This window comes from Gilliamella sp. wkB308, from assembly GCF_001690185.1.
GTDB classification, from domain to species: domain Bacteria; phylum Pseudomonadota; class Gammaproteobacteria; order Enterobacterales; family Orbaceae; genus Gilliamella; species Gilliamella apicola_I.
Genome location: NZ_LZGN01000018.1, coordinates 66,979 through 84,872, shown reverse-complemented (window position 1 = coordinate 84,872; position 17,894 = coordinate 66,979). Strand labels below are relative to the sequence as shown.

The following is a 17,894-nucleotide window of genomic DNA, read 5'->3' as shown; positions in this document are numbered from 1 at the left end:
GCATATTTGGTTTCATGACGATAAAAATAATATTCACACCTTAATTCAAAAACGGTTTTATACCGCTTATGACTTACCTAAATATCACTATTACAACCCCGGCAAGCAGTATATTGCCATTCCTACTCAAAATTTAACCGACTTTGCCATGTCCGTTGATGGCGGACGGCATTTTATTACAGCCAGAGTATCGCCCATGGCAGCGGTACCCGGTGATGAAGTGAATTTTTTTATTGGTGTGGATGATTCACCAATTCAAGGAATTTATAGCGAACCAGGAAAAAGAAACGCACCTATTACGATTTCAGGCAATACCGGCTATTTTGTGTTAAAAAATGGCGAGGTGATATTTGGAGCATCTTATCGTTATAACAAAATTGATTACGGACTTGGATTAAAAGAGTACCCAATATATTATCCTTCCGCCGCTTTTTCTGATGAACGAATTAGAGATGGCTCTAATTTTGGTGCCTATGATAGGCTTATTGATAATCAGGAATATAAAAATCGGGTTGAGTCAATTAAACATATCCAACCCGAACCTTACCAAGGGTGGGATAAAATTCGTTGCGAAGTCGGGGCGGAAAAATAGTCATGTTAATCGTTGCCCTTATCTGTACCCTTATAGGGGGCGTTATTTTTGCCATTACCCTATTTAAACCACGTCATAAACTGGTACAAATAGCAAGTTATCTGCTGTTTTTATTGGGCGTGTGGGCGGTTTCGCCAGTCAATAATTTACGCCAGCCCAAAGTTGTCAGTCCGTCACAAGTTGTCTATCGATTTGACGAAAACCGTTATCTGCTATTAACCGGTTACCGTTGCCAAGGTCAACTCTATTTCATTGACGATAAAGAACAAGTTTATTACCTTTTATCTGCCGGCTCTCGGGAAATTTATACCGAACCCTATCGACACCCTGCTAAAAACTATATTTCTATCCCTTTATCTGATATCTCTGCGATTAATACTTCCATTGACGGGGGGCGTTCATTTCGAAACATCCATGTAGCGGATGGGTACTGGCTAGGCGATCATGATTCTCCCCAATACGATGTAGTTAATGACCAAGCCTTTATTTTAGCTAAAGATGGCAATTTGCATGCCTCGGAACGCCCCTTTGGAACCAAAGCACCCTACATGTTATCAAAACGAGATCAACATAAAAAAATATTAGGTCGTAGCCAAATCATTCCCGACACCATTCCCCCAATTCCTGATGACTACACCGGTTGGGATAAAATGCAATGTGATTATGATGATAATGACACAATTCTGCCCGATAACCACCCCTTGTTAGAAGTCTTTCAACAATGGTTAGGCACCGCCAATTAAGGAACAAACGGATGAAAAAAAAATTAATAACATTATTCATTACGCTGGTTGTAATACCGGTCGGCTCGGTGGTCATTTTGTCGGATATTGCCCCGTTCCCCCCGACCGAACCCATGCCGCTAATGCCACCTAAACCCGAACCTCGCGACGGGTATCAACTTTTTTATAGCTTTGCCCGAAACGGTGAAGTGCTGGATGATTCATTCTATTATGTCAGCACCAAACGGCAAGTGATTTACCGCTATGATGCTGACCGCTACCTTGAACTGCAAGGCGAAAATTGCAGTGGGCATATTTGGTTTCATGACGATAAAAATAATATTCACACCTTAATTCAAAAACGGTTTTATACCGCTTATGACTTACCTAAATATCACTATTACAACCCCGGTAAGCAGTATATTGCCATTCCCACTCAAAATTTAACCGACTTTGCCATGTCCGTTGATGGTGGGCGGCATTTTATTACAGCCAGAGTATCGCCCATGGCAGCGGTACCCGGTGATGAAGTCGATTTCTTTATAGGTGTGGATGATTCGCCTATTGAGGACACTTTTTTTGATCCAATAAAAGGTGATATACCGCTTACTATCTCAGGCAATACCGGCTATTTTGTGTTAAAAAATGGCGAGGTAATATTTGGTGAATCCTATCGCTATAACAAAATTGATTATGGACATGGGTTAAAAATGTACCCAGTCTATTATCCTTCCGCAGCCTTTTCTGATAAACGAATTAAAGACGGCTCAAAATTTGGTGCATTTTCCCATCTTATGGATAATCAGGAATATAAAAATCGGGTTGAGTCAATTAAACATATCCAACCCGAACCTTACCAAGGGTGGGATAAAATTCGTTGCGAAGTCGGGGCGGAAAAATAGTCATGTTAATACTCGCCCTTATTTGTACCCTTATAGGGGGCGTTATTTTTGTTATTACCCTATTTAAACCTTGTCAGTTAGCAATTCACTATTTAAATCCACGAGATATTATTGACTTATAGATTAGAGACATAAAAAAGGAGGCGAAAGCCTCCTAAACGTGTTGGATATATTGTAGTTATAATGAATAGAAATGAATACTGTTATCTGTTTTCACTCGACTATTTCATTTGAAACAGTGACATGCTTTGCATGTTCATAAATGTATATTGTGCTGCTTGTAAATTAGCTTGAAGCATCACGTATTCTGAAATGGCATCGTACCAATCTACATCTTCGAGTTGGCTAATTTGCGTTTCAAACTCAATATCTAGCGTTTTACCCAGTGTTGTTAATCTTTCGACTTCTTGTAATACTGTTCCACCTTTTGCTCTTAGGGTCGAAACATTATCAAATGAGTTATCAACACCACAACTTGCTTTAGATAAGCCTTCTCGAAATTGCTTAATGGTATCTTCATTGTTGTCATCTAAATCGAGCTTTAACGCATCAAGCGCATAATCGATACTCGCAAATAGATTACTTTCTGCTGGCGAACCGTCTGGCAACTTAACGGTAGAGCCTGTCATAAAGGCTTCAAGACCGGTAAAACTGAGTGGGACTTCGCGTGAATCATCAATAAAAATATTAATTGTGGTGGTGCCACCGACATAACTCACTTCGCCAGATTCACTAACCACAAAAGGGGGCGTATCATTTTTATTACCGGCAAACAGATAATTGCCGTTAGTATCTTTTGAATTGGCTAATGCGACAAGCTGATCTTTCAAACCTTGTAATTTATTTGCCAAATCACGTCGGTTTTCATCATTTAACGTTTCATTACCAGCATAAACCAATGTTTCTTGAATACTTTGTATGACGGTATTAACTTCTTTTAAGATAGTATCTTGACGACTAAGTGACTTATCGGTACTTTCACGCGCGGCTTGAAATTGGTCGTTTCGAGATTGCGCTTGTTTTAATATTAATGATTGTGATGCGCCCATAGGATCATCAGAAGGCGATAAAATCTTTTTACCTGTTGCTAAATGTAACCCCGATTTTTGCCACTTGTTATTGGTATTTAAAATACTGTTTAAATTTTTTTGATACATTGAATTGGTACTTACACGCATTTTTTATCCTTTTATCACTTCGCTAAACCTAAAATAGTGTCAAATAGCGTTGTTGCAGCATCAATAACTTTGGCATTTGCTTGATAATACTGCATATAAACTTGCATAGAGATATACTCTTCTTCAATATTTACGCCCGATATTGATTGATTTTGTTCGTCAATCTGCTGCGTTATATTTTGGCTTGATTGTGCCGAAATTTTAGCGGTTTGAGTTTCACTACCAATATAGTTAACTAACGTGGTATAAGCGCTGTTTAAGGTCGTTGTACCGTTAATTAATTTTTCATTTTGTATGTCTAATAATTTGCTCACATTGCGGTTATCACCCGCACCGTTTTCTTCATCATTAATTCCGGTTGCCAATTTGTTCACATCTGTCACTAACAACTCTAATGACGATGCGATATCAGCAACAGGTTTAATTAAAAACGAGTCACCTTTAACCGCATTACCCGTTATTTCAATTGATAAACCATCAAACATTAGTTTGCCATCTTCAATTTGAGGGGTAATAGTTTGATGATCAGACAGTCTTGTCACAACCCAATCAGTACCATTAAATTCAATTTTATAATCCGATGCTTTAACTTCGGTGACTGCTTCAAAATTGATTTTAGCGGTAGCATTACCTTGATTTTTAGCATTGGTGATACTACTCGGTTGACGGTAATCAAACATTTTTTCACCGGCATAACCATTGATATCAACGCCAGACATATGCACTTCATTAAAACGCTCAGCTAAATTAAGTGCAATTAAGCCCAATTGATTGCGAGCTTGAGAGAGTGGTCCATCACGAAAAGTTAATAATCCATTTAATCGGCCTGATGCGATATTTTGACTTGTCAGTTCTTGAGTCGCACCAGAATTATGCGTGTAAACAATTGTATTTATTGCAGGATCTTGTTGTGACGGTTGAACAGATAGTAAGTTCACCGACGACCCCTGCACTAAACTTAAACCGTTAGCTAACGACAGATTATATTGTCCATTTTGCTCAGTTACGGTAATTCCTATAATTTCACTCAATTCGTTGACCAGCTGATCACGCTGATCAAGCAAAGCATTAGGTTCGTTCCCACCACTTACGGCTTGTAATTTTGATATTTTTTGATTTAATTCGGCAATTTGCTCTAAATAAGTATTAACCTGATTGACATTATTGGTTAATTCAGTATTGATATTGGCAATTTGATTTTTAAGATTATTTTCGGTTTTATTAAATTGTCCAACCAACGACGTCAAATTACTGATAACAGACTGTTTTGTCGAGGCATCACCTGCATTTGACGTAAGCTTATTTAAGCTAGAAAAAAGGTTATTTAGTTGCGATGAAATACTGTTTTCATTTTCAGCCAGAAGATTATCAACTTTTGATAATTCATTATAATAGGATTTTATCGATCCATTTTGTGATTGCGATTGTCGCAATTGCCCAACAACAAATTGGTTAAATGCACGATTCACCGCTGTTACAGAAACCCCATTCCCAACAAAACCAAAATGATGTTGTGTACCATTTGCCTGCGTTAATATTTGTTGTTGACGATTATAGCCTGCGGTATGGGCATTACTGATATTATTGCTAATTACATTAAGCATATTTTGCGCTGCATTTAATCCACTAATTCCGGTATTCATCAATGAATTTGCCATTAAAAACTCCTTAATATAATTTGGTTAATAACATCATGATTATTTGTAAACTTAATTTTTATATCGGCACAATTTTTCAAAGCTTTAATCATTTTTGCTATTTTTTTTTGAATTTTTATATTTTTTATTTTCCATTAAGCAGATTATTCTTTTTTGATTTGTGACTTTTATAATATAACGATAGGATTAATTTTGTTTAATTGGCTTAGCTTGTTTTAAAAAATCAATGCCAGTCATATTGTTTTCATCCTCAATATATTGTTGTGCCGATTTATTTAGAATTAAAATACTGATTCGTCGGTTGGCATCTTTACTATAATGTGGATTGTTTAATCCCACGGTATCAGCAAGCGCAACAATACGGATAATTTTATTTTTATCTAATCCACCTGCGATAAGTTCTCGTCTTGATGAATTGGCTCGATCTGCTGATAACTCCCAATTACTATAACCTCTATCACCGGTGACATATTGACGTTCATCGGTATGACCCGATAAGGTTATTTTATTAGGTAATGAATTTAAAATAGGTGCTAGGGCATGCAAAATGCTTTGCATATCAGGATGTATAACCGCACTGCCCACATTGAACATTGGTTTATCATCTGATGCCAGAATTTGAATACGTAACCCCATTTCAGTAAGTTCAATAATTAAATTAGGTGCTAATTTTTTTAGACGGGGATCGAGTTCAAACATTTCAAAAATTTTACGTGCTGTTTCAATCAACTGGATCTTTTCGAGTTGTTTTTTCTCAAACTCGCTTTGTTGTTGATTGGCAATATCGTTTTTTTCTTCACCCAGTTGCTGAGTGACATCATCGCCACCGCCAGGAATCGGGCTTTCACTATCACTGATATTTTGACCGCCGTTTTGCCCCATAAGTAATGGCGTTCTAAAATATTCAGCAATTCCTTGTAGTTCCTGTGGCGTTGATTTTGCGATTAACCACATAACTAAAAACAGCGCCATCATGGCGGTCATAAAGTCAGCATAAGCGATTTTCCACGAACCACCATGATGCCCTTCTCCATGCCCTGACTTTTTGCGAGTAATAATTCTTATTGAGTTATCTTTCATTGTTAATTATTTTCGGTTGAGTTGGCATTTTTATCTTTCACATCTTGAATATATTTTTCTAATTCAAAGAAAGATGGTCGTTCATCAGAAAATATCATTTTTCGACCAAATTCAATGCAAATTTGTGGCGCATAATCATGCATACTGGCTATCAATATCACTTTTGTACATTCAAGTGTTTTTACCGTGTCTGAATTTCGTTGCTTTAACAGTGCAGCTAAAGGCGAAACAAAACCATAAGCCAATAAAATACCTAAAAACGTTCCTACCATCGCATGTGCAATCAGTTCACCCAATTCGCTTGCTGGTCTATCGGCTTGAGCTAGAGTGTTAATGACCCCCATAACGGCAGCAACAATACCGAAAGCAGGTAAGCCATCACCAATACTTGAAATCGCACTAACCGGTTTTTCGAGTTCATGTTCATAAGTTTCAATTTCTTCGCTCATTAGGGCTTCGATTTCATAAACATCCATATTGCCACTAATCATCAGACGCAAGTAATCAGTGATAAAATCTAAAATTCGAGGATTGGCTAAAATAAGTGGATATTGCTTAAACAATTCACTTTCATGTGGATTATCAATATCTCCTTCTATCGATAGTGCGCCACTTTGCCGGATTTTAGTCAAAATGGTGTACATTAAATTAATTAGCGTTAAATATAACGCTTTATTGTATTTGGAGGATTTAAATAACTGCCCTAATGCTTTGAGCGTTTTTTTGATCACTTTTTTTTCATTACTGACAATAAAAGCGCCGATAGCCGTACCACCAATAATCAAAAATTCTAACGGCTGAAAAAGTACTGCTAAATAACCACCACTAAGTACATAACCCAATAAAGCAGAGGCAATAACAACAATATATCCTATAATGATTAGCATTGGCTTTCTTCTTTCTCCATAAAATAACAGTAAATAGGACTGATATTCCTAATATTTATTTAACTTGCTAACTGCTTTGCAACCTCTGAATTAAAACCATGAGCGACAGATAGCACTTGCAAACATTTAGCCTGATTTTCTTGATGTGTCTTATGATTTTTTTCTGCCCGTGATGGTGGTTGACATAAGCTACAAACAAAACTGTTGTGTGGTTGGTATGCATGCGTGATAAAACGCCCCTTACACTCTTTACAGCATGATTGTTGCATCACTTTACTTTCAACAAATTTAACTAATATCCAAGCTCGCGTTAATCCTAATACTGGCTCTTCGTTGTAAGCCGGGCATTGTTCAAGATAAAGCTGATAAGCTTTTAAAATCGATTGTATTCCGGGTTTGGTGCCATGTTTCACTAAAAAATGATAAGCATTATAAAAAATACTTGAGTGGATATTCGGTTCCCATGTCATAAACCACGTTGTTGAAAACGGTAACAATCCTTTCGGTGGCGGGCAACCTTGAATTTCTTTATACAGTTTTATCAACTTACCACGACTAAGATTTGTTTCACTTTCAAGCATTTGAATTCTGGCGCCGAGTGAAATTAAACGAATAGCGAGTTGGACTTCTTTATATGATTGAACGATACTTGTACATCTCATCTTAATTACCTACCTACTTATTGATTGAATCTAACAGTAAACTAGATAAAAGAATCCCTGTATGCATCTGTTTAATATCGCTAATCCGAGAATCTTCAGTCAGTTTTTTAATCATTTCTGAATTTTCAAATCGTAACTGAAAAGTTAATTGATTTGTTTCAGATAACACTAACATTTGTGATGTTGTTAAATTACTTATTGCGTCAGCTGTTTCTTCATCAATACCTAATCTAAACATCGCCATTGCTTTATCTTTTTCAAGCATTCGTTGGCTTAACAATAATGTTGAAAGATTTAAATGATGTATACATTTAAGAATATCGTCTTCTAGTATATTACCCAATTTAATCACCAATCCTATTTATTTTAATTCGCAGTAAAAAAACAAAAAATAATCAAAATTTATTATTAACTGTTTTTTTAAATCTAAAATTACATTTTTAAACGAGAAAGGTCAATAAAAAAATCATTTCAATTTATTTTCGTTTAATTACGCTTTGTTTTACGCAGTTTATTTTTATTTTTCTATGGCTTCACTTTACTTTGTATTCTTTTTATCGCTTGGCTATGTAGTTGACTGACTCGTGACTCACTAATATCCAAAACTTTTCCAATCTCTTTTAAATTAAGTTCTTCTTGGTAATACAGGGCTAAAATCATCTTTTCTTTTTCGGGTAACTTATCAATTTGTCGAGCGATTTGGTCACGAATTTCATCATTAATTATGCTCGAAAAAGGGTCATTATCTTCGCCATGATCGACTATCGCATCAATGTTATCCCCTAATTTTTTCTGCATTTCGTCATATGAACAGATTTGACTACAATTTGAATCCAACAACGCTTTACGATATTCAGCAATCGGTAATTGCAAATATTCGGCAATTTGGTGATCATTGGGTGTGGTACCGAGTTTCTGTTCCAGTTGATTAATGGCGTGAGTAATATCTTTAATCTTTTTTCGAGTTTGTCTTGGTAGCCAGTCCCGACTACGGAGTTCATCTAACATTGCCCCTTTTATTCTCGGTATAGCAAAGGTAGCAAACGTATTGCCTTGAGATACATCATAACGCTTTATCGTATCTAACAGGCCGATATAACCAACTTGCAGTAAATCATCGAGTTCAATTGTGGTAGGCAAACGAACAGCTAATTTTAATGCTTCGTTACGAACTAAATGGATATACTGTTGCCAGTCGACTTGATTAATTATGCCTTGCGAGTTATATAAGCTTTCATCCATTTTTTGGAGCCAAGGTTAAAAATATGCTTAATACTATTATGTCCTTAACAAATGGATTTAATGTGATGAATAAAGATATAAAAAAGAGGTAATTATGATTATTAGTAATAACGGTATCAAAAATACCGTTATTACTCAGTTGTACAATTCAATTGAGCAGAATATCAGATAGATTTAACTATTACTGTAATAAAGAAAGTACAGATTGTGGTACCTGATTTGCTTGTGCTAAAACTGAAGTACCTGCTTGTTGTAAGATTTGACCACGAGTCATGTTTGAAACTTCAGTTGCATAATCCGCATCTTCAATTCGGCTACGAGCAGAACTTAAATTGTTTACTGTGTTGTTGATGTTAGTCACAGTTGATTCAAAACGGTTTTGCACCGCACCTAATTGACCTCGTAATCCATCAATCTTAGATAGCGCTGCATCAAGTGTTTTTAACGGATCGGCAGTTGGAGTATCAGAAACATTGAAATCCGCTAAACCAAGCTCTGTACTGTCGATTTTTTTCAAATTGATTTCAATGGTTTCACCATCGTTTGCACCCACTTGAATTTTGAGGGTTTTATCTTCTGATAATACTTTTGAACCATTGAAATCAGTTTGTTTAGAAACACGGTCGATCTCTTGTAAACGTTGATCGATTTCGTTTTGGATTGATACTAAATCGCTTTGAGAGTTAGTACCATTTGCAGCTTGAACAGTTAACTCACGAATACGTTGTACGTTGTTATTGATTTCATTTAATGCACCTTCAGTAGTTTGTGCAAGTGAAATACCATCATTAGCATTACGAGCAGCTTGAGTTAAACCACGAATATTTGATGAAAAACGATTAGCAATAGCTTGACCTGCCGCATCATCTTTTGCGCTGTTAATACGCATACCAGATGATAAACGTTCAATTGCTGTACCAAGAACGCTTTGTGAATTATTCAGGTTATTTTTTGCCATTAAAGACATAGTATTAGTATTAATTACTTGTGCCATTTTTTTATCTCCTTAATATGATTAGTCAAATCAACGGCATATTGAAGCATGACGTCCAATATATTTGCTGATAATTAACTTATCGGTAGCAAAATAAGAAACTTTAATAATTTTTATTTTTTGTTGTGTTATCAAACTAAAAGTAAACCCCATAGTTAAAATAACTTTTTATAATTCAGTTTATTAAATCAATAAGAAAGATATTTTATTTTTTAATTTTTTTAAAACTGGCAATCAATCACAAATTTCTTCTAAACTTTTTATGCCAAAAGCCGATATAACAGCTAGATAAGTTATGGTTGATAAATAGTGATTAAATAAGGGCAAAAAATTATGGCAATGAGCATTTTAGGGATTGGTTCTGGTATCGATCTTAATGAAGTATTAAGTCAGTTAGAATCCGTTGAAAAAACACGTTTAACCCCGATCACCGCTCAACAAAAAGCGATTAATGCCAAAATCAGTGGCTTCGGTAAGTTAAAAAATGCGTTGAGCTCGTTTAATTCTGCGACTGAAAAACTACAAAAAAAAGAACTTTTTTATAGTCGAGCATCAGCAGGTAATGACAATTACTTTACGACAACAGTCAATAATAAAGCGGCATTGGGTAATTATGCGGTGACGGTTGATCAGTTAGCGACTTCACACAGTATTGCAACATCAGCCATTAATGATAAGAATACGAATTTAGGTAATGACAATGAAACAAGAACCATTACCATTGAACAAGCTAATGGTCAAAAACTTGAAGTTAACCTGTCTAAAGACGAAACATCATTAGAATCCATTGCCAACGCTATTAATAATGCCAAAGTGGTTAATGAAGATGGGACAACCAGTCATTCAACCATGAGTGCAGCGATTGTTCGCAGTGGTTCAGATAGTTATCAATTAGTTATCACATCAAAAGAAACCGGTGAACAACAAGCTATTACCTCAATTTCGTCAGACGATGAAAAACTCAATAAGATTATTGGATTTAATCATCAGCAACCTGACACAAGTCATATGGTAGAAGTTGCTAAAGCGCAAGATGCTAAATTAACCTTTAATGGCGTAGCTATCACGAGTGCTTCCAATACCATTAAAGAAGTGATTGAAGGTGTTGATATCACCTTAAAAGCAACCACTACGACCAGTCAAAATTTAGCTATCACCGCTGATAATGAAAAAGCAGAAACGGCGATAAAAGAGTGGGTTGAGGCATTTAATCAATTACAATCAACCATTTCAAGCCTAACTCAATTTACTGCTAAAGAGACCAATTCTGACGAGTTAAGCAACAATAATGGTCCACTAATTGGTGATTCTACGCTACGTAATATCGATCAAAGTATTCGTTCAATCTTTGCTAAAGGTCAATCAGGTGAATTTTCTGTTCTTGCCCAAATTGGCGTTAACATGGATAACAAAGGTTCGCTTACTATCAATGAAAATCAATTAAAAAAAGCATTAAGCGAAAATAGTGATGCTGTTGCTACGTTATTCACCGGTGACGGTGAGACCACCGGTATTGCGAATGAAGTATTTAATAAAGTCAGTGGATTTATAGATAGTGACGGCATGATTGATTCAGCCACCACGGGATTAAATTCAACATTGAAATCGTTAGATAAACGTTACGAACAAGTTAACAATTCGATTGAACAAACCGTCGAACGCTATCGAGTACAATTCACTAAATTAGATGTTTTAATTAGTTCATTAGACAGTATGAGTAATTATTTAACAACCCAATTCGAAATGATGGCCAACATGAAAAAATAAGGATTAACAACAATGTATAAATTAGGATCTCAAGCTTATGAGCAAGTTAATTTAGAAACATGTGTGAGCCAAGCCTCACCACATCAATTGATCGTATTGCTCTATGATGGTGCACTAAATGCGATCAAACTTGCTAAATTATACATTCAAAAAGGAAACATAGCAGGTAAAGGAATGGCGATATCAAAAGCAATCAATATCGTTGATAATGGACTAAAAAGCTGTTTAGATTTAGAAAAAGGAGGCGAAATTGCCGAAAATTTAGAACGCTTGTATCACTATATCAGCCAACAATTAGTACTGGCTAATTTATATAACGATCAAGATAAGCTACAAAACTGTTTTGACCTACTCAACAATATTGCTGAATCTTGGCGTGAAATTGCAAAATAATAAAAGAGATGGTTATGAAAGGAACAACATTATTAAAACACTATGAACAACTTGATTATGTGACAGAACAGATGTTAATTAGCGCACATAAGGAAGACTGGAATACGCTACTGAGTTGGCAAAGTCAATACTCACAATTATCTGAAAATATTATAGAACTTGATGGTACCTTAACTACCGAACACGTCCCCACTCAATGTAAAGATAGAGTACGAATGTATATCCAAAATATCTTAAGTTATCAACAGCAAATCAGCCAATTGGTTACCACTCGACATGCTGAATTAGGGGAATTAATCGGAGAAAAAATCCGTCAACAAACTAAAATTGAAAATTACCAACACGTCGCTAACTTAATTTAACGAGTAAATTTTATTGAATATTTGATAAGTGCAAGATTGAAAATAATGATTAGACATTAACAATCTTGCACTTATATCAATATTTAATGCAAATTAAACATTCATATTCATAATTTCTTGATAAGCCGCAACAAGTTTATTACGAACTTGAATACCAAATTGAAGTGAAACTGTCGATTTTTGCATATTTACCATGACTTCATTTAAGGCAATATTGGGTTCACCCAGTTCAAACGCTTTTGCTTGATTTTGAGCCTGTATTTGCGTTTGACTAATTGTATCTAAAGCTGTTTTTAACTCAGAGGCAAAATCAGATTGATTGACAATCGATTGTTTCTTTTGAAGTAAATTGGGTTCTTTTATCGATGTAAGAACAATATCATTATAATTATTCAATGTATTCATGGAGTTAAAACCTCACTCTCATTTAAATTGCTCAACTAATCCTCAATTTACCATACAACAAAAAATTTAAATCCCACAAGTAAGGGGAAAATCCTTTTCTTTTTTAGCTATTGAATTTTCTAAATACACAGATAATAAACTCTAGAATTCATCTAATTAGTTTAGAATTAGGATATTTATGACTAGCCAAACTGTCGGTAAAAAAGGCGAATCAATATTAAATAAGTTACCTTTTATCAATCAATTAAAACAAAATCCAAAAATGCTGCTACTTATTGCCGGCGTGGTGATATTAGCCATCTTAAGTATGACTTACTTATGGATGAAAAATGACGATTATGGGGTTTTGTTCAGTAATTTAAGCGACAAAGATGGCGGTGAAATTATTAGTCAATTGGATAAGATGAATATTCCTTATAAATTCACATCATCTGGTTCGACAATCTTAATTCCTGAAGAAAAAGTTTACGATACGCGTTTACGCATTGCTCAACTGGGATTACCAAAAGGGGGCGCCGTTGGCTTTGAATTGCTTGATAAAGAAAGTTTTGGGATGAGCCAATTTAACGAGCAGATCAATTATCAACGAGCTTTAGAAGGTGAACTATCCCGCACAATTTCAATCATTAGCAGTATTGATGATGCCAGAGTGCATTTAGCCATGCCTAAACCCTCATTATTTGTCAGAGAACGAAAATTCCCTTCAGCCTCTGTCGCATTAACATTATTGCCGGGTCGTAGCCTATCACAACGTCAAATTGATGCCATTATTCACCTTATTTCAAGTAGTGTACCGGAACTACAAGCTGATAAAGTTACCATTATCGATCAGCATGGTAATTTACTTACCGGTGAAAATTATCGTGATAAAACATTTAATGTTGCTCATATAGAATTTAGTGAACGAATTGAAAATAGCATCCGTGAGCGTGTTGAAAAAATTATTATTCCGATCTTAGGTAAAAAAAATGTCATGGTACAAGTCAATGCCGATATTGACTTTAGCCGACAAGAAACGACATCGGAAACCTTTGATCCAAATAGTGATATCGCTAATCAAACTATTCGCAGTAAACAGCGAATCGAAAATCGTCAAGTAGGTAATAATGCTGGCATAGGCGGCGTGCCCGGTGCACTATCTAATCAACCTGCACCAACCGCAAGTGCATCAATTGATGAACAACCTGAATCAAAAGAACAAGATGATAAACAAAAAATCTATAATTTACAGTCAAATAACACTTTAAATTACGAAGTTAACCGGCAAGTTGTTCACAGTAAGATACCCGAAGGCAGAATCAAACGTTTATCGGTTGCCGTGTTAGTCAATTATAAATATGTCGATCCAGATGCTAATCATTCAGATTCCGATGCAAATAATGTGTCTGCAACATCTGAAACAGACGAAAAACCAAATGAAGCCAACAACAATACACCACAATGGGTCAAATTGGATAATGAAGAGCTACAAAATATTGAAGCATTAGCCCGTCAAGCAATGGGATATTCTGATTTACGCGGCGATACCTTAACTGTGGCTAATTTAAAATTTAGTGATCAACTTGATGATGAAGATGATGGATTGGCATTTTGGGAAACCCACCAATTTTATGAAAACACTAAAACAGGCATTAAATATCTGATCTATATTTTTATTGCATGGATGATTTGGCGAAAAGTATTACGTAATGTTTGGATGAAGTTACAACGACAATACTTCAGTACGCCAGATAATTCATCAGATACCCAAACAAGTATTGATGAAAAATTAGATTACAAAGCGCACAGTAAACAACAGCAGAAGATATTTGAAGATAATATGCAACAACAGCAGTACATCCGTAAAATTGTTGAGAAAGATCCACGTGTTATGGCGTTAATTATTCGCAGCTGGATCAGTAAAGAGGACAGCAACGAATGAGTTTAAATGAATCACAAAAAGCCGCAACAGTTTTAATGGTGTTAGGTGAAGAAATCGCTGCACAAGTGATGCAATATCTCAATCCTAAAGAGGTGCAACAAATCAGTAGTGCGATGATGTCTTTGCCACAGCTTTCACAAGAACAGTTAAAAGGTATTCTTAATGAATGCCAAAAAACACTGGAAGAGTGTGCGGTACTCAATACAGATACCAACGGCTATTTACGCTCGGTGTTAGAAAAATCCATTGGTAGTGAAAAAGCCGGTCGTTTACTTGATGAGCTGTTAGGAAAAGATATTGAAGAAGCCACCGACGGTCTTGAAATGCTTAATTTTGTTGATGCTGCTCGAGCTGTAGATTTGGTTAAAAAAGAGCATCCACAAATTATTGCCACTATTTTAGTCCATTTACACCGAGATTTAGCAGCGGAAATTTTAAATCTATTCGATGACGATTTACGTAATGATGTAATGTTACGTATTGCTACCTTTGGTGGTGTTGAACCTTCAGCACTCCGATTATTATCTACATCATTATCAACATTATTACACGGACAAAATATTAAACTTAATAACTTAGGCGGAATCAGAACCGCAGCCGAAATCATTAACTTAATGAAGAGCCAACAAGAAGAGTTGGTTATCAATGCATTACGCGATTACGACAATGAACTTGCACAGAAAATTATTGATGAAATGTTCTTGTTTGAAAATCTGGTTGAAGTGGATGATAGAAGTATCCAGCGTCTACTTAAGGATGTCGATAACGAGACATTAATCATTGCATTAAAAGGTGCATCAATTGCATTACGTGACAAGTTACTTAGCAATATGTCACAACGCGCAGCCTCTATTTTACGTGAAGACCTTGAAAACAGACCGCCTGTCCGCTTATCACAAGTAGAAACGGAGCAGAAGAAAATCTTGGTTATTGCGCGTCGCTTAGCTGAAACCGGTGAAGTTATCTTAAGTAGCGGTGATGACGAATATGTGTAATAGTTCAGATAAATTAAGCTGGGAACCGCTCTGTTTTCAGGATTTATCGTCATCAGACTTTTCACCATTAACACAACAATCTATGGCCTCCCAGGTTGACGAAGTAGAATGTGAGTCTGAGCCAGAACACATAGATGTTGTACCTGCTCCCTCTATTAGTGAAGAAGAGTTAGAACAGTTAAAGCAAGAAGCAAAATCACAAGCCTATCAAGAAGGATTTGAACAAGGTCAAAAAGAGGGTTTTGATAGTGGCAAACAATCTGGGTATGACCAAGGATATTTAGTTGGTCAACAGCAAGGTCGTGAACAGATTGAACAACAACTTGATGATGAAAAAAAGCAAGCTGTTCAAGCCATCACAAACTTAATCAACAATTTTGAGCAATCCATTAAAGAGATTGATGAATTAATTGTGCCTCAATTATTTGATTTGGCATTAGTTGCAGCACAAAAAACGGTTGGTAGCCTATCTAAAGTTAAACAAAAGCAATTAATGCACACGATTAATCAATTAGTTGAACAATGTTCCATGCTATCAGATCCGATTGTATTACGCCTTAACCCTGCTGATTTACGCTGGTTAGAACCGATGTTAAATGATGATATTAATTTGCATCAATGGCAATTTATCGCCGATGCAAATGTCGAAGAAGGCGGATGTAAATTATTGACAGATACCAACGAAGTGAATAGCAATATTAATCAACATTGGCAAATGATGTCTGATCATTTACTAGGCGAGAACCATTAACGTGCGATACTCTAGCCAATGGTCAACCAAACTCCTTCAAGCCACAAAGCAGCTTAAAGACTTATCATTAATTCGCCATTATGGTCGATTAGTGAAAGCGTCTGGATTAGTCCTTGAAGCAGTCGGATTAAAATTACCATTAGGCTCCAACTGTTATATTGAAAGACAGTGTCAAGGTCAAATTGATGCCGTTGAATGCGAAGTGGTAGGGTTTAATGCACATACACTTTACCTAATGCCATTCGAATCCACTGACGGTATTTTACTGGGCGCAAGAGTGTACACCGCACAATACGATTTAGCCCATTTTAGTCACAAATTATTACCGGTTGGTATGACGTTATTGGGGCGAGTTGTTGACGCAATGGGAAAACCGTTAGACGGTAAGCCCTTACCAGAAAATGTCGAGTATCAAGGCTTATCGAGTAAAACACTCAATCCATTGCAACGCACGCCCATTCATCAAGTGCTCGATGTAGGGGTTAGAGCAATCAATGCTTTACTTACCGTTGGGCAAGGACAGCGAATGGGTTTATTTGCCGGTTCGGGCGTCGGTAAAAGTGTGTTACTCGGTATGATGGCACGCTACACCCAAGCAGATGTTATTGTCGTTGGTTTAATCGGCGAACGGGGACGAGAAGTTAAAGACTTTATCGAAAATATTTTAGGCGAAGAAGGACTGTCACGCGCTGTCGTGGTAGCAGCACCAGCAGATGTATCACCGCTATTACGTTTACAAGGGGCAACTTACGCCACCAAAATTGCGGAATCTTTTCGTGAACAAGGGTTAAATGTCCTTTTAATTATGGATTCACTTACACGCTACGCAATGGCGCAGCGTGAAATTGCCTTAGCTATCGGTGAGCCACCAGCAACTAAAGGTTATCCCCCTTCGGTATTTGCTAAATTACCCGCTCTGGTTGAAAGAGCCGGTAATGATAATCATGGTAAAGGCGCGATTACCGCATTTTATACCGTTTTAACTGAGGGAGATGATCAACAAGATCCGATTGCTGATTCAGCTCGAGCTATTTTAGACGGGCACATTGTACTTTCACGCTCACTTGCTGAATCGGGGCATTATCCAGCTATTGATATAGAAGCATCCATTAGCCGTGTCATGACAGATCTCACCGCACCTGAAGATGAGAAAAAATCACGTTTGTTCAAACAACTGTTTTCGAGCTTTCAACGCAATCGTGATTTAATTAATGTGGGTGCTTATGTCGCCGGTACTGATCCTTTATTAGATAAAGCAATTACGCTATTTCCGGCTATGCAAACCTTTTTACAGCAAGGGATTAATGAACATTGTAGTTATCAAGAAGCCTATCAACAGCTAGTTGCAATTGTTGATCCTAACGCCATGGGATCGTAAGGAAG

At 36.4% G+C, this 17,894-nt stretch carries 19 protein-coding genes; 10 read left to right on the top strand and 9 right to left on the bottom strand.

Annotated features, from left to right (window positions below; all coding sequences use genetic code 11):
• The 3 genes from A9G10_RS12720 to A9G10_RS02645 all read left to right on the top strand — a co-directional run.
• Positions 1-592, top strand: a 592-nt coding sequence (locus A9G10_RS12720; protein WP_081298978.1) for a T6SS immunity protein Tli3 family protein, incomplete at its 5' end; no start/stop codon positions are given.
• Between the two features lie 2 nt (positions 593-594).
• Positions 595-1,335: a T6SS immunity protein Tli3 family protein gene (locus tag A9G10_RS02650; protein WP_065558054.1), complete on the top strand. Its 741-nt coding sequence runs from the start codon at positions 595-597 to the stop codon at positions 1,333-1,335.
• Positions 1,336-1,346: 11 nt separating this feature from the next.
• Positions 1,347-2,216, top strand: coding sequence for a T6SS immunity protein Tli3 family protein (locus A9G10_RS02645; RefSeq protein ID WP_065558129.1), 870 nt, complete (start codon positions 1,347-1,349; stop codon positions 2,214-2,216).
• A gap of 221 nt (positions 2,217-2,437) precedes the next feature.
• Here A9G10_RS02645 and flgL read toward each other — a convergent pair whose 3' ends face one another.
• From flgL to A9G10_RS02605, 8 genes are all read right to left on the bottom strand, one after another.
• Positions 2,438-3,394 (bottom strand): flagellar hook-associated protein FlgL, encoded by a 957-nt coding sequence (gene flgL / locus A9G10_RS02640; RefSeq protein WP_065558128.1) that lies wholly within the window; start codon positions 3,392-3,394, stop codon positions 2,438-2,440.
• Between the two features lie 14 nt (positions 3,395-3,408).
• The gene (gene flgK, locus A9G10_RS02635; protein WP_065558127.1) at positions 3,409-5,052 is read right to left on the bottom strand and encodes a flagellar hook-associated protein FlgK; all 1,644 of its coding nucleotides are present in this window, start codon (positions 5,050-5,052) and stop codon (positions 3,409-3,411) included.
• A gap of 186 nt (positions 5,053-5,238) precedes the next feature.
• Entirely contained in the window at positions 5,239-6,132 is an 894-nt protein-coding gene (gene motB, locus A9G10_RS02630) for a flagellar motor protein MotB (RefSeq protein ID WP_065558126.1), read from the bottom strand.
• A gap of 2 nt (positions 6,133-6,134) precedes the next feature.
• The gene (gene motA / locus A9G10_RS02625) at positions 6,135-7,019 is read right to left on the bottom strand and encodes a flagellar motor stator protein MotA (RefSeq protein ID WP_065558125.1); all 885 of its coding nucleotides are present in this window, start codon (positions 7,017-7,019) and stop codon (positions 6,135-6,137) included.
• 59 nt (positions 7,020-7,078) lie between these two features.
• Complete coding sequence (gene flhC / locus A9G10_RS02620) at positions 7,079-7,681, bottom strand: flagellar transcriptional regulator FlhC (RefSeq protein ID WP_065558124.1); 603 nt, start codon at positions 7,679-7,681, stop codon at positions 7,079-7,081.
• 13 nt (positions 7,682-7,694) lie between these two features.
• Positions 7,695-8,015 carry a flagellar transcriptional regulator FlhD gene (flhD, locus tag A9G10_RS02615; RefSeq protein WP_143425933.1) on the bottom strand — a complete coding sequence of 107 codons (321 nt, stop codon included), beginning with the start codon at positions 8,013-8,015 and terminating at the stop codon, positions 7,695-7,697.
• Positions 8,016-8,206: 191 nt separating this feature from the next.
• Positions 8,207-8,923 (bottom strand): RNA polymerase sigma factor FliA, encoded by a 717-nt coding sequence (locus A9G10_RS02610; protein WP_065558123.1) that lies wholly within the window; start codon positions 8,921-8,923, stop codon positions 8,207-8,209.
• Positions 8,924-9,104: 181 nt separating this feature from the next.
• Positions 9,105-9,917, bottom strand: a complete 813-nt coding sequence (locus A9G10_RS02605) for a flagellin N-terminal helical domain-containing protein (RefSeq protein WP_065558122.1) — start codon at positions 9,915-9,917, stop codon at positions 9,105-9,107.
• 333 nt (positions 9,918-10,250) lie between these two features.
• Here A9G10_RS02605 and fliD point away from each other — a divergent pair, with 333 nt between their 5' ends.
• The 3 genes from fliD to fliT are packed head-to-tail and all read left to right on the top strand — an operon-like array spanning position 10,251 to position 12,439.
• Entirely contained in the window at positions 10,251-11,684 is a 1,434-nt protein-coding gene (fliD, locus tag A9G10_RS02600) for a flagellar filament capping protein FliD (protein WP_065558121.1), read from the top strand.
• A 12-nt stretch (positions 11,685-11,696) separates the two neighbouring features.
• On the top strand, positions 11,697-12,077 hold the full coding sequence (gene fliS, locus A9G10_RS02595; protein ID WP_065558120.1) for a flagellar export chaperone FliS: 381 nt from the start codon (positions 11,697-11,699) through the stop codon (positions 12,075-12,077).
• A gap of 14 nt (positions 12,078-12,091) precedes the next feature.
• On the top strand, positions 12,092-12,439 hold the full coding sequence (gene fliT / locus A9G10_RS02590; RefSeq protein ID WP_065558119.1) for a flagellar protein FliT: 348 nt from the start codon (positions 12,092-12,094) through the stop codon (positions 12,437-12,439).
• 93 nt (positions 12,440-12,532) lie between these two features.
• Here the strand turns inward: fliT and fliE are convergent, their stop codons facing one another.
• The gene (gene fliE / locus A9G10_RS02585) at positions 12,533-12,844 is read right to left on the bottom strand and encodes a flagellar hook-basal body complex protein FliE (protein ID WP_065558118.1); all 312 of its coding nucleotides are present in this window, start codon (positions 12,842-12,844) and stop codon (positions 12,533-12,535) included.
• A 178-nt stretch (positions 12,845-13,022) separates the two neighbouring features.
• Between fliE and fliF the strand changes: the two genes are divergently transcribed.
• Genes fliF through fliI form a run of 4 tightly spaced genes read left to right on the top strand, consistent with a single transcriptional unit; the run spans position 13,023 to position 17,889 of the window.
• Entirely contained in the window at positions 13,023-14,765 is a 1,743-nt protein-coding gene (gene fliF, locus A9G10_RS02580) for a flagellar basal-body MS-ring/collar protein FliF (RefSeq protein WP_065558117.1), read from the top strand.
• Entirely contained in the window at positions 14,762-15,760 is a 999-nt protein-coding gene (gene fliG / locus A9G10_RS02575; protein WP_065558116.1) for a flagellar motor switch protein FliG, read from the top strand. The genes fliF and fliG overlap by 4 nt, the downstream gene beginning before the upstream one ends.
• Complete coding sequence (locus A9G10_RS02570; RefSeq protein ID WP_081298976.1) at positions 15,744-16,511, top strand: flagellar assembly protein FliH; 768 nt, start codon at positions 15,744-15,746, stop codon at positions 16,509-16,511. The genes fliG and A9G10_RS02570 overlap by 17 nt, the downstream gene beginning before the upstream one ends.
• A complete protein-coding gene (fliI, locus tag A9G10_RS02565) occupies positions 16,507-17,889 on the top strand; it encodes a flagellar protein export ATPase FliI (RefSeq protein ID WP_065558114.1) in 1,383 nt (460 codons plus the stop codon). The genes A9G10_RS02570 and fliI overlap by 5 nt, the downstream gene beginning before the upstream one ends.
• The last annotated feature ends 5 nt before the right edge of the window (positions 17,890-17,894 follow it).

Coding starts and splice junctions, on each gene's coding strand:
- motB (WP_065558126.1), bottom strand. CDS start 6,132: ATGAAAGATAACTCAATAAGAATTATTACTCGCAAAAAGTCAGGGCAT.
- A9G10_RS02605 (WP_065558122.1), bottom strand. CDS start 9,917: ATGGCACAAGTAATTAATACTAATACTATGTCTTTAATGGCAAAAAAT.
- A9G10_RS02645 (WP_065558129.1), top strand. CDS start 1,347: ATGAAAAAAAAATTAATAACATTATTCATTACGCTGGTTGTAATACCG.
- fliF (WP_065558117.1), top strand. CDS start 13,023: ATGACTAGCCAAACTGTCGGTAAAAAAGGCGAATCAATATTAAATAAG.
- A9G10_RS02650 (WP_065558054.1), top strand. CDS start 595: ATGTTAATCGTTGCCCTTATCTGTACCCTTATAGGGGGCGTTATTTTT.
- flgL (WP_065558128.1), bottom strand. CDS start 3,394: ATGCGTGTAAGTACCAATTCAATGTATCAAAAAAATTTAAACAGTATT.
- A9G10_RS02570 (WP_081298976.1), top strand. CDS start 15,744: ATGACGAATATGTGTAATAGTTCAGATAAATTAAGCTGGGAACCGCTC.
- flhC (WP_065558124.1), bottom strand. CDS start 7,681: ATGAGATGTACAAGTATCGTTCAATCATATAAAGAAGTCCAACTCGCT.
- motA (WP_065558125.1), bottom strand. CDS start 7,019: ATGCTAATCATTATAGGATATATTGTTGTTATTGCCTCTGCTTTATTG.
- fliD (WP_065558121.1), top strand. CDS start 10,251: ATGGCAATGAGCATTTTAGGGATTGGTTCTGGTATCGATCTTAATGAA.
- fliE (WP_065558118.1), bottom strand. CDS start 12,844: ATGAATACATTGAATAATTATAATGATATTGTTCTTACATCGATAAAA.
- fliG (WP_065558116.1), top strand. CDS start 14,762: ATGAGTTTAAATGAATCACAAAAAGCCGCAACAGTTTTAATGGTGTTA.
- flgK (WP_065558127.1), bottom strand. CDS start 5,052: ATGGCAAATTCATTGATGAATACCGGAATTAGTGGATTAAATGCAGCG.
- A9G10_RS02610 (WP_065558123.1), bottom strand. CDS start 8,923: ATGGATGAAAGCTTATATAACTCGCAAGGCATAATTAATCAAGTCGAC.
- fliS (WP_065558120.1), top strand. CDS start 11,697: ATGTATAAATTAGGATCTCAAGCTTATGAGCAAGTTAATTTAGAAACA.
- fliT (WP_065558119.1), top strand. CDS start 12,092: ATGAAAGGAACAACATTATTAAAACACTATGAACAACTTGATTATGTG.